Consider the following 12985-nt stretch of genomic DNA (forward strand, 5'->3'; position numbering starts at 1 on the left):
CATTTTTTCGTATAAGTCATTGATATTATTATGCCTTGGTTGCCAAAAGGCACTACACGGACTTTTTTCGCCAGCGATTGTTTCGGAGTGTTGAGGGAGCTCAGGCTTTGGTCTGGCCAGTTTTTCGGGTGCGCCCGGGGGGTATCTTGAAAGGGGCTTCGTTCCAGGTCAGGCCGACGCAGGTGAGGATGCGTCTGGCATCGACCGTGGCATGGCTTGGCATGCCGTAGCGGTCAGGGGTGCCTTTGTGGCGCAGGATCGAGAGCTGCAATGCGTTCAACTCGTTGCGGATACGAGCCGGGCTCATCGGGTGTCCGAGCAGGTCCAGATGCTTGCGCAGGTGCTGCAGGCAGCAGAAGGCCATGTAGCAGATGGCGATATGGGCCCGGACCCGACGCGGCGACCAGTGATAGATGGGCCGGATTTTCAGATCGTGCTTGTTGGTGCGGAAGCAGGCTTCGATCTCCCACAACTGGTGATAGCGGGCAATGACGTCCTGTGCCTCCAGTTCGTCCGCACCATGAACAACAATGGCATGCAGCCCGTCCCATTGTGCCGCTGCCTTGATCTTTGCATCATCCAGCGTGACGTCCCCGCTGTCGGGGAAGGCCAGGAAGCGGCCATATCCCCGGCTGCTGAAGCTGCCGGGTTTGCGAGAGCGCTTGAGCTTCTTGTGCAGCTTTTCGATTGCCTTGTCGCGCTTGTGGGCATCATTGCGTGCCCGGGTGGGTGACCAGGTCACAATGACCCGCGCTCCCTCCTGGTCGATCACCTTGTACCAGCCCTTCTCGGTTGCCTCTTCAGAACCGTGTCCAGCCCAAGGCTGGCGTCCCTCCGGGCTCAAAATGTTCGCCTTCACGGCGGCCGGGGCGGACTTCATGCGATAGCCGAGGATGTAGGGCAGACCCTTGTTCTGCAACATCTGCTGGTTGTCCTTGCTGAGCATGGCGGCATCGGCCACGAACGTGACCCTGGCCACGTCGAAGCGTCCCTCCAACGCCTTCAGCGCAGCTTCCAGCGTATGACCTTCCCAGGTGTTTCCCGGGAAGAGTTCATAGCCCACAGGCAGCCCATCGGAGGTGACGATCAGCGCCAGCATGACCTGAGCGCGGTGATGCTTGCCATCCTTGCTGAAGCCCTTGGCCAGAAGATGATCCTGCTCGACCCCGTCCGCATCCTCGGCCGGGTCCTCGCGCTCGGTGTCAAAGGCCAGGGTCGTGCAATCGTAGAACAGCACGGTCACTGGCCCGCCCAGCAACTTCTCTGCCGCCGCGTGAGAGGTTTTGCAAATCCCGTCTATCACCGGCGTATTGATGTAATCCATGCTCCGATAGACCACGTCCAGATTGAGCGTGATGCCTGCCTGGTTCTCCAACGCCTCCACGGTCGCGCGCTTGCTCTCGGGCTGTGCGATCCGCGCCATAACCAGCTCTTTCACAATGCGATTGGCACTTTTACGCGCCGCCCCCAGAAGGGCCCCCCAACCCAGTTGGTCATACATCGTCCCCATGACATCCCGCAGACCCAGAGAGACCCGCGCCTCCTCACGGCACTCGGCAAGATCAACGCCAAGCTTGTCCGGCCGCGGAGCGCGGCGCACCAGCGCCTGCAGATCGGCATATTCCGTGGGCGTGAACAGTTCCATTTGCGGCGAGCGATCAATGCGTAATTGCTCCATCAAGCGGCCCGCCAGACGCTTGATATCCTCAATCTCGCTGTCGTTATGGGCCACACCCACATGGCGCAGGATCTTCTGGCGTACCTTGGAGCCGGTGCGGACGGATTCAACGATCTGGATCCGTGTGCGGTTGAGCTTTGCGTCATGTTTGGTGCGGATGAACATGGGCGAAGAGGTTAGCCATCTGAAGGCCCATGTCAATACTTTTTATAATAATGGGGCACTACAACGCGCCTCTGAGCAACCACACCTGAAAACAAACCAAAAACCCAGTCAGATCAACAAAAAGGTCGGAAGTCAGGAGCGTGGGCGCGGTGAAAACGCCTTGGAAGCTACCGTCATCCCCCACCACCGGCAAGAACCGGGCGCGGCTGTCGCGGATGATCTCAAACGCCTTGGCGACTGTATCATCGGGATGAATTGTCTTCTGTTTTTCAGGGGGGACCATAACGTCCCGACAAGTAAGGCCCATACGTGTCCTCGGTCTTTCAGCGGGGTTTCAGAGCCAAGGCACAGTTCGTGCTCAAGCCGTATCGGAGTAAGATCGACCCAAGCTCTGATTGAGAAGGTTTTGCGAGCGCTTCTTTTCACCAGATGAGAGAATATGCCACCCCTGAGCCCCATCTCCTGACTTCCGACATTTTTTCGTATAAGTCATTGATATTATTATGCCTTGGTTGCCAAAAGGCACTACACGGACTTTTTTCGCCAGCGATTGTTTCGGAGTGTTGAGGGAGCTCAGGCTTTGGTCTGGCCAGTTTTTCGGGTGCGCCCGGGGGGTATCTTGAAAGGGGCTTCGTTCCAGGTCAGGCCGACGCAGGTGAGGATGCGTCTGGCATCGACCGTGGCATGGCTTGGCATGCCGTAGCGGTCAGGGGTGCCTTTGTGGCGCAGGATCGAGAGCTGCAATGCGTTCAACTCGTTGCGGATACGAGCCGGGCTCATCGGGTGTCCGAGCAGGTCCAGATGCTTGCGCAGGTGCTGCAGGCAGCAGAAGGCCATGTAGCAGATGGCGATATGGGCCCGGACCCGACGCGGCGACCAGTGATAGATGGGCCGGATTTTCAGATCGTGCTTGTTGGTGCGGAAGCAGGCTTCGATCTCCCACAACTGGTGATAGCGGGCAATGACGTCCTGTGCCTCCAGTTCGTCCGCACCATGAACAACAATGGCATGCAGCCCGTCCCATTGTGCCGCTGCCTTGATCTTTGCATCATCCAGCGTGACGTCCCCGCTGTCGGGGAAGGCCAGGAAGCGGCCATATCCCCGGCTGCTGAAGCTGCCGGGTTTGCGAGAGCGCTTGAGCTTCTTGTGCAGCTTTTCGATTGCCTTGTCGCGCTTGTGGGCATCATTGCGTGCCCGGGTGGGTGACCAGGTCACAATGACCCGCGCTCCCTCCTGGTCGATCACCTTGTACCAGCCCTTCTCGGTTGCCTCTTCAGAACCGTGTCCAGCCCAAGGCTGGCGTCCCTCCGGGCTCAAAATGTTCGCCTTCACGGCGGCCGGGGCGGACTTCATGCGATAGCCGAGGATGTAGGGCAGACCCTTGTTCTGCAACATCTGCTGGTTGTCCTTGCTGAGCATGGCGGCATCGGCCACGAACGTGACCCTGGCCACGTCGAAGCGTCCCTCCAACGCCTTCAGCGCAGCTTCCAGCGTATGACCTTCCCAGGTGTTTCCCGGGAAGAGTTCATAGCCCACAGGCAGCCCATCGGAGGTGACGATCAGCGCCAGCATGACCTGAGCGCGGTGATGCTTGCCATCCTTGCTGAAGCCCTTGGCCAGAAGATGATCCTGCTCGACCCCGTCCGCATCCTCGGCCGGGTCCTCGCGCTCGGTGTCAAAGGCCAGGGTCGTGCAATCGTAGAACAGCACGGTCACTGGCCCGCCCAGCAACTTCTCTGCCGCCGCGTGAGAGGTTTTGCAAATCCCGTCTATCACCGGCGTATTGATGTAATCCATGCTCCGATAGACCACGTCCAGATTGAGCGTGATGCCTGCCTGGTTCTCCAACGCCTCCACGGTCGCGCGCTTGCTCTCGGGCTGTGCGATCCGCGCCATAACCAGCTCTTTCACAATGCGATTGGCACTTTTACGCGCCGCCCCCAGAAGGGCCCCCCAACCCAGTTGGTCATACATCGTCCCCATGACATCCCGCAGACCCAGAGAGACCCGCGCCTCCTCACGGCACTCGGCAAGATCAACGCCAAGCTTGTCCGGCCGCGGAGCGCGGCGCACCAGCGCCTGCAGATCGGCATATTCCGTGGGCGTGAACAGTTCCATTTGCGGCGAGCGATCAATGCGTAATTGCTCCATCAAGCGGCCCGCCAGACGCTTGATATCCTCAATCTCGCTGTCGTTATGGGCCACACCCACATGGCGCAGGATCTTCTGGCGTACCTTGGAGCCGGTGCGGACGGATTCAACGATCTGGATCCGTGTGCGGTTGAGCTTTGCGTCATGTTTGGTGCGGATGAACATGGGCGAAGAGGTTAGCCATCTGAAGGCCCATGTCAATACTTTTTATAATAATGGGGCACTACAACGCGCCTCTGAGCAACCACACCTGAAAACAAACCAAAAACCCAGTCAGATCAACAAAAAGGTCGGAAGTCAGGAATATGCCACCCCTGAGCCCCATCTTTTTTGCAATGCCGGTATTGAATCTCGGAATTTGGCGCCTAGCGGGTTTGCGAGAGGCCACAAACGAAAAAGCCCCCACCGATTTCTCGGCGGGGGCAATTCTGTTCGGGTTTCCCCGGACTGTTTACCAGTCTTCGCGAACCACGACGCGAGTCTTGATCGGCAGCTTCATCGCGGCCAGGCGCAGGGCCTCACGGGCGATGTCGTCATTGACGCCGTCGATCTCGAACATCACGCGGCCAGGCTTGACTTTGCATGCCCAGCGGTCGACCGAACCTTTACCTTTACCCATACGAACTTCGATCGGCTTAGCCGTGACCGGAGTGTCGGGGAAGATGCGGATCCAGACACGACCCTGACGCTTCATGTGACGCGTCATGGCACGACGTGCAGCTTCGATCTGGCGTGCAGTCACACGCTCAGGCTCAAGAGCTTTCAGGCCGTAAGTGCCAAAGTTCAGATCAGAGCCGCCTTTGGCGAGACCCTTGATCCGGCCTTTGTGCATCTTGCGGAATTTAGTACGCTTTGGTTGAAGCATATCTTTCCCTCCTTAGCGACGACCGCCACCAGCACCACGAGGTGCAGGGCCGTCCTGGAGTTCCTGTGCTTTACGGTCACGTGCCTGCGGATCGTGCTCCATGATCTCACCTTTGAAGATCCAGACCTTGATCCCGATGATCCCGTAAGGAGTCATCGCTTCGGCATGTGCGTAATCGATGTCGGCACGCAGGGTGTGCAAAGGCACGCGGCCTTCGCGGTACCACTCGGTCCGTGCGATTTCGGCGCCGCCCAGACGACCAGCGACGTTCACCCGGATACCCAGGGCGCCCATGCGCATGGCGTTCTGAACCGACCGCTTCATTGCGCGACGGAACGAAACACGACGTTCCAGCTGCTGAGCGATGGACTCGGCAACCAGCTGCGCGTCAAGCTCGGGCTTGCGCACTTCGACGATGTTCAGGTGCAGTTCGCTGTCGGTCATGCGCGCAAGCTTTTTGCGCAGAACTTCGATGTCCGCACCTTTCTTGCCGATGATGACACCGGGACGTGCTGTGTGGATCGTAACGCGGCACTTCTTGTGCGGACGTTCGATGATCACACGGGCAACACCGGCCTGCTTGCACTCTTTGTTGATGAACTCACGGATCTTGAGGTCTTCCAGAAGAAGATCACCGTAGTCCTTGGTGTCGGCGTACCAGCGGCTGTCCCAGGTGCGGTTGACCTGCAGGCGCATGCCGATCGGATTTACTTTATGACCCATTAGGCTTGCTCCTCAACTTGACGCACCTTGATGGTGATCTCCGAGAACGGCTTCATGATCTTACCGAAACGGCCACGGGCACGCGGGCGACCGCGCTTCATGACCAGGTTCTTGCCAACCCATGCTTCGGCGACGATCAGCTCGTCAACGTCCAGGTTGTGGTTGTTTTCGGCATTCGCGATTGCGGACTGCAGGCACTTTTTGACGTCCTGCGCGACACGCTTATTCGAGAAAGTCAGGTCGGTCAGAGCCTTCTCGACTTTCTTGCCGCGGATCATTTGCGCAACCAGGTTCAGTTTCTGCGGGCTGGTGCGAAGCATGCGGGTTTTCGCCATTGCTTCGTTTTCAGCCACGCGGCGGGGGTTCTTTTCCTTGCCCATGACTTACTTCCGCTTCGCTTTTTTGTCTGCGGCGTGGCCATAATAGGTGCGGGTCGGCGAGTATTCACCGAACTTCTGACCGATCATGTCTTCCGAGACGTTGACGGGAATGTGCTTCTGGCCGTTGTATACACCAAAGGTCAGACCCACGAACTGGGGCAGAATGGTGGAACGACGCGACCAGATTTTGATGACTTCGTTGCGGCCCGACTCGCGCGCTGCTTCGGCTTTTTTCAGCACGTAAGCATCGACGAAAGGACCCTTCCAAACAGAGCGAGACATGGATTAACGTCCCTTCTTCTTGGCGTGCCGCGAGCGGATGATCAGCTTCTGGGACGCTTTGTTCTTGTTGCGGGTACGCTTACCCTTGGTGTCCTTACCCCACGGCGTAACCGGCGTACGGCCACCCGAGGTACGACCTTCACCACCACCGTGCGGGTGATCGATCGGGTTCATTGCAACACCACGAACCGACGGACGAACGCCCTTGTGGCGCATACGACCGGCTTTACCGAGGTTTTGGTTCGAGTTGTCGGGGTTGGACACGGCACCGATGGTGGCCATGCATTCCTGACGGACCATGCGCAGTTCGCCCGAGCTCAGACGGATCTGAGCGTAGCCGCCATCGCGACCAACGAACTGAGCGTAAGTACCGGCCGCACGTGCGATCTGACCGCCTTTGCCAGGCTTCATCTCGATGTTGTGGACGATGGTACCAATGGGCATGCCCGAGAACGGCATTGCGTTGCCCGGCTTGATGTCAGCCTTGGCGGATGCCACGACTTTGTCACCAACAGCCAGACGCTGAGGAGCCAGGATATATGCCTGCTCGCCGTCTTCGTATTTTACCAGTGCGATGAATGCGGTCCGGTTCGGGTCATATTCGATCCGCTCGACGGTTGCCGCGACATCAAATTTGTTCCGTTTGAAGTCAACGATCCGGTAGAGACGCTTTGCGCCACCGCCGCGGCGGCGTGAAGTGATCCGTCCGGTGTTGTTCCGGCCGCCCGATTTGGTCAAACCCTCAGTGAGAGACTTGACCGGACGTCCTTTCCAAAGCTCCGAACGGTCGATCAGCACCAGCCCGCGCTGGCCCGGCGTCGTCGGCTTGTACGACTTGAGTGCCATGCTTTCTGTCTTCCGTTTAGCAAGTGCAGGGAGTTTCCCCGCTATGTGATAGGCCCCCGTAGGTGCCAAGGGTATAGGGCCCCGAAGGTCCCCGGTTACAAATATCAGAGGCCCCGGAACGAATCCGAGGCCGCAAGATTGGGAGCGTGTAACAGGGTTGGGGGTGGGTGTCTATAGGGGAAAGTTTCTTACCCTCAGACTAACGGTCCGAACTAACACGCAAGTTTGTGCGACATTAAATCCCGTCTAAGGAACCAGTCTCAAGTTGAACTTTCGGCTTCCGACTGCTCCTCTTTGTACAAGAGCATTGGAGAAACCATTTTGACTACGGCAAAACTATTGGACTTAAGTGCGGCTGAAGCCAAAGCGCATTTCTTAAAGGGCAGCAGCTACTTCAATGGAGATTTCCCCAATTACATAAGCTTCGAGCCAATATTAACCGGCGTTTCGGAAGTTTTAGGTGGTCAGCTCTACTCGGCCTTTAAGGCGAGTAACCCGGAAGCGCTTTCAGATGTAAACTATAGCTTTGTTGCAAATAAAGATGGGCGCTTCGCGTGGCGACCCTATGAGTTGATGCACCCAGCAATATACGTTTCGCTTGTCAATTTGATTTGTTCAGAAGAAAACTGGCCGCACATCACCGCACGAATGTCAGCATTTGATCAAGGCGTCGTCACATGCTGCAGTTCTCCTGTTGTTTCTAAAGACAAGCAATCTGATCAAGCGGCTCAAGTAAGGAATTGGTGGCAAATGGTCGAGCAGCGATCCATCGCTTACTCACTGGAGTTTAGTCACGTTCTGCACACCGACGTCGTCGATTGTTATGGTTCGCTCTATACCCATAGCATCGCATGGGCACTGCACGGCCTAGAGGACGCGAAGAAGTCCAAGGGGAACGGAAAACTACTCGGCGACAAGATTGATGCTCACATTCGGGCCGGGCGCTACGGGCAAACCAACGGGATTTCCCAAGGTTCCGTTCTAATGGACTTTGTCGCAGAGCTGGTCCTAGGTTACGTAGATGAACAAATTACGAGTGAACTTGGTTCTGCAAACGACTTCCGAATACTCCGATACCGAGACGACTATCGCATATTCGCCAACAGCGATGGTAGAGCAGAAGAGATACTAAAGGCTGTGAGCGACGCCCTCCGAGCCGTAGGGATGAGGCTGGGAACCGCGAAGACATCCTCAGCACAAATGTTGTCGAGGGCTCTATTAAGGCTGACAAGCTCGCGGGTATAGATCTGCAAGACCTCGGGACTTCTAACGCGCAAACCTTCCAGAAGCAGCTGCTTCGATTACACTCTTTTGGTCGCAAATATCCTAACAGCGGCGCGTTACGGCGATTGCTGGGTGAGCTCCATACAGAAATCATCAAACAAAAGGTCGAACCAGATGACCTCGAAGTACAGGTAGCCATTGCAACAGATATCGCTGTCGTTTCACCACTGACGTTTCCAGCCATTGCCGGAATCCTAAGCCACTTGATTTCACTCCAAAACAAAGAACAGAAAGAAGTGCTTTGGAACAAGGTCTATGAAAAGATGAACAAGGTACCCCACAATGGGTATTAAGAAGTCTGGCTTCAAAGGGTCACAAAGCCCAATGAAGTCGGGATCGAGTTCTTGAGTGGCGAAAACATTTGTCGGATTGTAAATGGTGAAAAGGTCGAACTTTGGAACGACTCTTGGATTTCAGCACCAAAACTAAAAAGCGCGTTAGACGTAACAAAGATACTGGTCAAAGAGGCCAAGGAAACTCCAGAAGTCATGACGCCCGAAGAAGTCGAACTGTTTAAGAAAAATGCGTGGCAATACTGAGCCCTGAAAGCCGCAAATAAAAAAATCCCCGCTTTCGCGGGGGCCTTTATCTCTCTCCAAAGACGGGTACGATCAGAGACCGGTGGACACGTCGATGATGTTCCCCTCTTCCAGGTTCACATATGCTTTTTTGACGTCTTTCCGACGACCCAGTTTCACCCCAATGACCGCCTGCGACAAAGCGGCTCGGCTTCCACCGCGATCCGCTGCTTGAGCTTGATATGCCCCAGCACCTCGCGAAAGGCGCGGTGTTTGGGTTTGCCTTCCAGATAATCCGCCAGTTTGAGCAGGTTGATCGGGTGCTTCGCAATCAACGCCTCGATCCGCTGCACCGCGTCGTCCAGCGCGTAGTGATCGACATACTGACAGGCCACCTGCGTGGGCGTCAGTAGGCAGAAATCCTGCGGGCGTTTCTCGGTATAGCGCGCGATGTCGAAAGGCGACGCGCCGAGGGCGTGGAACTTGGGGATGTGCACGCGCATATCGGCCTCGGCATGCTCCAACACCGTGCCAGAGGTCTGGCGGAACCCCAACGGGCCAAGCTTGCCAACCACATGGCGACGCATTGCCGGAGAAATCATGTCCACATCCGCCCGGTCGTATTTCAGATCATCGAAAACCGACAGAAGCCCCAGCTTCTCATCAGCAATCTGAAAATAGGGCTCGGCGCTGAACGCCCGCATTTGATCCAGAACCTGCGCACGCACAGTTTCAGGGTCTGAAACGAAATCGGCCCCGGCGGGTTGAACCGCCGAGGCCGTGAATAGTCGCAGTAAGCGTCGGATCAAAGACCGGTGCTCACGTCGATTGTGTTGCCCTCTTCCAGGGTCACATATGCTTTCTTGACGTCTTTCCGACGACCCAGCTGGCCGCGGAACCGCTTGACCTTGCCTTTGGTCACGGTGGTGTTCACCGCTTTGACCTTCACACCAAACAGCGCCTCAACGGCCTCTTTGATCTGCGGCTTGTTGCTGTCGATCGCCACTTCAAAGACAACCGCGCCGTTCTCGGACGCCATGGTCGACTTTTCGGTGATGATCGGCTTACGGATCACGTCGTAATGTTCTGCCTTCGCGCTCATTTCAGACGAGCCTCCAGTGCTTCGACAGCCGCTTTGGTGAGCACCAGGGTGTCACGCTTGAGGATGTCATAGACGTTTGCGCCCATCGTCGGCAGGATATCCAGACCCTCGATGTTCTTGGACGCTTTCAGGAACCCTTCGTTCACGGTCGCGCCGTCGATGACCAGAGCACGTTTCCAGCCCAGGTTTGCAACCTGTTTGGCCAGAGCAGCAGTCTTGCCTTCGGCTTCGGCACTCTCGATCACAACCAGTTCACCTGCCTTGGCTTTGGCCGACAGAGCGTGGCGCAGGCCAAGCTTGCGGAACTTCTTGGGCAGATCGTGGCCGTGCGAACGCACGACGGGGCCTTTGTAGATACCACCACCACGGAAGATCGGCGCGTTGCGGTCACCATGGCGTGCGCCACCGGTGCCCTTCTGGCGATAGATCTTCTTGGTCGAGTAGCTGGTTTCCGAGCGGGTCTTGACCTTGTGAGTGCCGGCCTGCGCGTTGTTGCGCTGCCAACGGACCACACGGTGCAGGATGTCCGCACGCGGCTCGAGACCGAACAGATCGGCGTTCAGCTCGATGTCGCCGGCTTTGCCGCCGTCCAGTTTGATTACATCAAGTTTCATGCTTCACCACCTTCCGCGGGAGCTTCTTCCGCAGGTGCTTCGGTTGCAGCCGATTTCACAGCAGCCGGGAAAGGCAGGCCTTCCGGTGCTTTCTTCTTCACGGCGTCCTTGACGGTGACCCAGCCCGACTTCGGTCCGGGAACGGCGCCTTTGATGAAGACCAGGTTCCGGTCGGCGTCGGTTTTGACGACTTCCAGGTTCTGGGTGGTAACACGGGCAGCACCCATGTGACCGGCCATCTTCTTGCCTTTGAAAACCTTGCCCGGGTCCTGACACTGACCGGTCGAACCGTGCGAACGGTGGCTGATCGAAACACCGTGCGAGGCGCGCAGACCACCAAAGTTCCAGCGCTTCATCGCACCGGCAAAGCCTTTACCGATCGAGGTGCCCGAAACGTCAACTTTCTGACCTTCCAGGAAGTGTTCTGCCGAAATCTCGGCGCCCACATCAATCAGACCATCTTCGGAGACGCGGAACTCGGCCAGCTTACGCTTGGGCTCAACCTTTGCAGCGGCGTAGTGCCCGCGCATGGCTTTCGAGGTGCGTTTTGCCTTGGCAGCGCCGGCGCCCAGCTGAACGGCGGTGTAGCCGTCTTTGTCAGCGGTACGCTGTGCAACGACCTGCAGGTTGTCCAGGTGAAGAACGGTCACAGGGATCTGCTTGCCGTCTTCCATGAACAGCCGGGTCATGCCGACTTTTTTTGCGATAATACCAGAGCGCATAATCTATACCCTCCGATCTTACGACTGCAGCTTGATCTCGACGTCCACACCAGCAGCGAGGTCGAGCTTCATCAGCGCGTCAACGGTCTGGGGGGTCGGATCAACGATGTCGAGCAGACGCTTGTGCGTACGGATCTCGAACTGGTCGCGGGATTTCTTGTCAACGTGAGGGCCACGGAGAACCGTGAACTTCTCAATCTTGTTCGGCAGCGGGATAGGGCCGCGCACGTTCGCGCCGGTCCGCTTGGCAGTGTTGACGATCTCTTGCGTGCTGGCATCCAGAACGCGATAGTCAAATGCCTTCAGCCGAATACGGATATTTTGGCTTTGCATATTAACAGCCTTTTTTAGGCGTTGAGGTTGAGAGGAGGACAGACGCGCATCGCCAACCCTCTTCGAACCCAAAAGGCGGGAATCACCCCGCCTTGACGTTCTTATCGAGAACTCGCGCGTATTAGTGGGGTTGGTGGAGTTTGGCAAGAGGTTTGTTGGCTTTGTCCCACCTCAAAGAGCGACACGACCCAGTACCAAGAACTGATCTTCAGGACCAACTTCGCAACAAGAACGCGCTAAAGAACTATGGGCGAGGTGTACAGCCTACACGCGACAATTGAGCATTCAGAGAAAACCGACTTGGTCTGGAAGGTTTTCACCCCACGCTACAGTGAATACGCTGGTTGACGACACAGGTTCTGGACGTGCTTTAGCGCTTCAGGTTCTGTTAGGCTGCTGTAGCGCGACAGAATTATTGCTCAATCCGCGACAGTTTCGCGCCCAATCGATGTGATTTTCGCGTTGATTTCCGGTGCGACAGTTTCGTGCTCAATCGGGATTTTGTGCGGCAGTATTGTTGTCACACACCGGGTGCGCACTGCTGACAGTGCAGTACAGCAGGACTCTAGGGCGCGGGGGGTGTTCCAAAGAAACTCTGCAGGAGTGACATAACAATCCACCCGACGGCGGCAACTCCAGCGGCACCCAAAATCCAGCCGATGACCTTTAGCCAAGGCTTGGCATCATTCACAATCTGCCGAATTTCATGTACATCGGAGGTCAGGATTTTCAGGTTACTGGCAAGGTTTTTGACCGAGTGATCAAGCGTTTCAACGTTGTCAATAACATCAGCAAGGTTCCGGCTGCGCATTCTCATCATAAATTCGACATCTTGTGACGGAAAGTCCTTTTGCCCTTGATATGGCCCGGTATATCCGTGCTCGTCCTCTGATGATAGCTCATAGAAAATGACCGACATGATCACCTGGCCGTATTGCAAAATAATCGGCTCCAGCGTCGGATTATATAGGGAAACAAAAATTTTTCCCTTATAGCCGGGATCGATTTGAGGACCCCCAAACGCGATGACACCCCTCCTCGCAAGACCAGAGCGGATGCCGTATGACGCGCAAATGCTGTTGGGCAGTTCAAAAAACTCTTCCGAGGATACAGACGCCCAAGAGTTGCTTTCGAGAATGAACTCATCGCCCTCTCCCCAGACATGACGACCGGCACCGGCGGCAAGAACATCGCCTATTCGACAATCGTAGCTCGCGGGCTCGATTTTAGTCTTGTCAAACGGCTCGATTTTGATCGCGCCCGTTGCGATTCTGTCACCGATATCTTTTCGTCCAAGGATTGCCATGCCTGCGCCTTTTCCT

General features: G+C 56.5%; 17 protein-coding genes and 1 pseudogene. 3 read left to right on the forward strand and 15 right to left on the reverse strand.

What is annotated here, in order from left to right; translation table 11 throughout:
• Positions 1 to 100 precede the first annotated feature (100 nt).
• The 8 genes from ACOERD_RS25570 to rplB all read right to left on the reverse strand — a co-directional run bounded on the left by ACOERD_RS25570 (position 101) and on the right by rplB (position 7090).
• Positions 101 to 1843 (reverse strand): IS1634 family transposase, encoded by a 1743-nt coding sequence (locus ACOERD_RS25570; protein WP_419737624.1) that lies wholly within the window; start codon positions 1841 to 1843, stop codon positions 101 to 103.
• Positions 1844 to 1901: 58 nt separating this feature from the next.
• A complete protein-coding gene (locus tag ACOERD_RS25575; protein WP_419740918.1) occupies positions 1902 to 2150 on the reverse strand; it encodes a CBS domain-containing protein in 249 nt (82 codons plus the stop codon).
• Between the two features lie 266 nt (positions 2151 to 2416).
• Positions 2417 to 4159: an IS1634 family transposase gene (locus ACOERD_RS25580; RefSeq protein WP_419737624.1), complete on the reverse strand. Its 1743-nt coding sequence runs from the start codon at positions 4157 to 4159 to the stop codon at positions 2417 to 2419.
• Positions 4160 to 4445: 286 nt separating this feature from the next.
• Entirely contained in the window at positions 4446 to 4859 is a 414-nt protein-coding gene (gene rplP / locus ACOERD_RS25585) for a 50S ribosomal protein L16 (protein WP_058283513.1), read from the reverse strand.
• Between the two features lie 12 nt (positions 4860 to 4871).
• Complete coding sequence (rpsC, locus tag ACOERD_RS25590; RefSeq protein WP_008758042.1) at positions 4872 to 5582, reverse strand: 30S ribosomal protein S3; 711 nt, start codon at positions 5580 to 5582, stop codon at positions 4872 to 4874.
• Positions 5582 to 5962, reverse strand: coding sequence for a 50S ribosomal protein L22 (rplV, locus tag ACOERD_RS25595; RefSeq protein ID WP_039538267.1), 381 nt, complete (start codon positions 5960 to 5962; stop codon positions 5582 to 5584). Before rplV ends, rpsC begins: the two co-directional genes overlap by 1 nt.
• 3 nt (positions 5963 to 5965) lie before the next feature.
• Entirely contained in the window at positions 5966 to 6244 is a 279-nt protein-coding gene (gene rpsS, locus ACOERD_RS25600) for a 30S ribosomal protein S19 (protein ID WP_005980699.1), read from the reverse strand.
• 3 nt (positions 6245 to 6247) lie between these two features.
• A complete protein-coding gene (gene rplB / locus ACOERD_RS25605) occupies positions 6248 to 7090 on the reverse strand; it encodes a 50S ribosomal protein L2 (RefSeq protein ID WP_120633917.1) in 843 nt (280 codons plus the stop codon).
• Between the two features lie 321 nt (positions 7091 to 7411).
• On the opposite strand from rplB, the gene ACOERD_RS25610 reads away from it, so the two are divergent.
• From ACOERD_RS25610 to ACOERD_RS25620, 3 genes are all read left to right on the forward strand, one after another.
• Positions 7412 to 8335 carry an RNA-directed DNA polymerase gene (locus ACOERD_RS25610; protein ID WP_419740919.1) on the forward strand — a complete coding sequence of 308 codons (924 nt, stop codon included), beginning with the start codon at positions 7412 to 7414 and terminating at the stop codon, positions 8333 to 8335.
• A 104-nt stretch (positions 8336 to 8439) separates the two neighbouring features.
• Positions 8440 to 8667, forward strand: a complete 228-nt coding sequence (locus tag ACOERD_RS25615; protein WP_419740920.1) for a hypothetical protein — start codon at positions 8440 to 8442, stop codon at positions 8665 to 8667.
• Between the two features lie 51 nt (positions 8668 to 8718).
• The gene (locus ACOERD_RS25620) at positions 8719 to 8913 is read left to right on the forward strand and encodes a hypothetical protein (protein WP_419740921.1); all 195 of its coding nucleotides are present in this window, start codon (positions 8719 to 8721) and stop codon (positions 8911 to 8913) included.
• Positions 8914 to 8985: 72 nt separating this feature from the next.
• Here the strand turns inward: ACOERD_RS25620 and ACOERD_RS25625 are convergent.
• The 7 genes and pseudogenes from ACOERD_RS25625 to ACOERD_RS25655 all read right to left on the reverse strand — a co-directional run.
• Positions 8986 to 9069 (reverse strand): annotated as a pseudogene (locus ACOERD_RS25625) (50S ribosomal protein L23); the annotation flags it as partial.
• Positions 9069 to 9701 carry a hypothetical protein gene (locus tag ACOERD_RS25630; RefSeq protein ID WP_419740922.1) on the reverse strand — a complete coding sequence of 211 codons (633 nt, stop codon included), beginning with the start codon at positions 9699 to 9701 and terminating at the stop codon, positions 9069 to 9071. The pseudogene ACOERD_RS25625 and the gene ACOERD_RS25630, both read right to left, overlap by 1 nt.
• Entirely contained in the window at positions 9698 to 9994 is a 297-nt protein-coding gene (locus ACOERD_RS25635) for a 50S ribosomal protein L23 (RefSeq protein ID WP_008757532.1), read from the reverse strand. The genes ACOERD_RS25630 and ACOERD_RS25635 overlap by 4 nt, the downstream gene beginning before the upstream one ends.
• The gene (gene rplD / locus ACOERD_RS25640) at positions 9991 to 10608 is read right to left on the reverse strand and encodes a 50S ribosomal protein L4 (protein ID WP_170484467.1); all 618 of its coding nucleotides are present in this window, start codon (positions 10606 to 10608) and stop codon (positions 9991 to 9993) included. The genes ACOERD_RS25635 and rplD overlap by 4 nt, the downstream gene beginning before the upstream one ends.
• Positions 10605 to 11330: a 50S ribosomal protein L3 gene (rplC, locus tag ACOERD_RS25645; protein WP_008758167.1), complete on the reverse strand. Its 726-nt coding sequence runs from the start codon at positions 11328 to 11330 to the stop codon at positions 10605 to 10607. Before rplC ends, rplD begins: the two co-directional genes overlap by 4 nt.
• Before the next feature lie 18 nt (positions 11331 to 11348).
• A complete protein-coding gene (gene rpsJ, locus ACOERD_RS25650) occupies positions 11349 to 11663 on the reverse strand; it encodes a 30S ribosomal protein S10 (protein ID WP_008756422.1) in 315 nt (104 codons plus the stop codon).
• A gap of 565 nt (positions 11664 to 12228) precedes the next feature.
• The gene (locus ACOERD_RS25655) at positions 12229 to 12969 is read right to left on the reverse strand and encodes a dCTP deaminase (protein ID WP_419737952.1); all 741 of its coding nucleotides are present in this window, start codon (positions 12967 to 12969) and stop codon (positions 12229 to 12231) included.
• Positions 12970 to 12985 lie beyond the last annotated feature (16 nt).

Source organism: Ruegeria sp. (assembly GCF_965199275.1).
Lineage (GTDB): Bacteria > Pseudomonadota > Alphaproteobacteria > Rhodobacterales > Rhodobacteraceae > Ruegeria.

Excerpts from the sequence above, each read along its gene's own strand:
- ACOERD_RS25570 (WP_419737624.1), bottom strand. The coding sequence starts at position 1,843 with ATGTTCATCCGCACCAAACATGACGCAAAGCTCAACCGCACACGGATC.
- ACOERD_RS25575 (WP_419740918.1), bottom strand. The coding sequence starts at position 2,150 with ATGGGCCTTACTTGTCGGGACGTTATGGTCCCCCCTGAAAAACAGAAG.
- ACOERD_RS25580 (WP_419737624.1), bottom strand. The coding sequence starts at position 4,159 with ATGTTCATCCGCACCAAACATGACGCAAAGCTCAACCGCACACGGATC.
- rplP (WP_058283513.1), bottom strand. The coding sequence starts at position 4,859 with ATGCTTCAACCAAAGCGTACTAAATTCCGCAAGATGCACAAAGGCCGG.
- rpsC (WP_008758042.1), bottom strand. The coding sequence starts at position 5,582 with ATGGGTCATAAAGTAAATCCGATCGGCATGCGCCTGCAGGTCAACCGC.
- rplV (WP_039538267.1), bottom strand. The coding sequence starts at position 5,962 with ATGGGCAAGGAAAAGAACCCCCGCCGCGTGGCTGAAAACGAAGCAATG.
- rpsS (WP_005980699.1), bottom strand. The coding sequence starts at position 6,244 with ATGTCTCGCTCTGTTTGGAAGGGTCCTTTCGTCGATGCTTACGTGCTG.
- rplB (WP_120633917.1), bottom strand. The coding sequence starts at position 7,090 with ATGGCACTCAAGTCGTACAAGCCGACGACGCCGGGCCAGCGCGGGCTG.
- ACOERD_RS25635 (WP_008757532.1), bottom strand. The coding sequence starts at position 9,994 with ATGAGCGCGAAGGCAGAACATTACGACGTGATCCGTAAGCCGATCATC.
- rplD (WP_170484467.1), bottom strand. The coding sequence starts at position 10,608 with ATGAAACTTGATGTAATCAAACTGGACGGCGGCAAAGCCGGCGACATC.
- rplC (WP_008758167.1), bottom strand. The coding sequence starts at position 11,330 with ATGCGCTCTGGTATTATCGCAAAAAAAGTCGGCATGACCCGGCTGTTC.
- rpsJ (WP_008756422.1), bottom strand. The coding sequence starts at position 11,663 with ATGCAAAGCCAAAATATCCGTATTCGGCTGAAGGCATTTGACTATCGC.
- ACOERD_RS25655 (WP_419737952.1), bottom strand. The coding sequence starts at position 12,969 with ATGGCAATCCTTGGACGAAAAGATATCGGTGACAGAATCGCAACGGGC.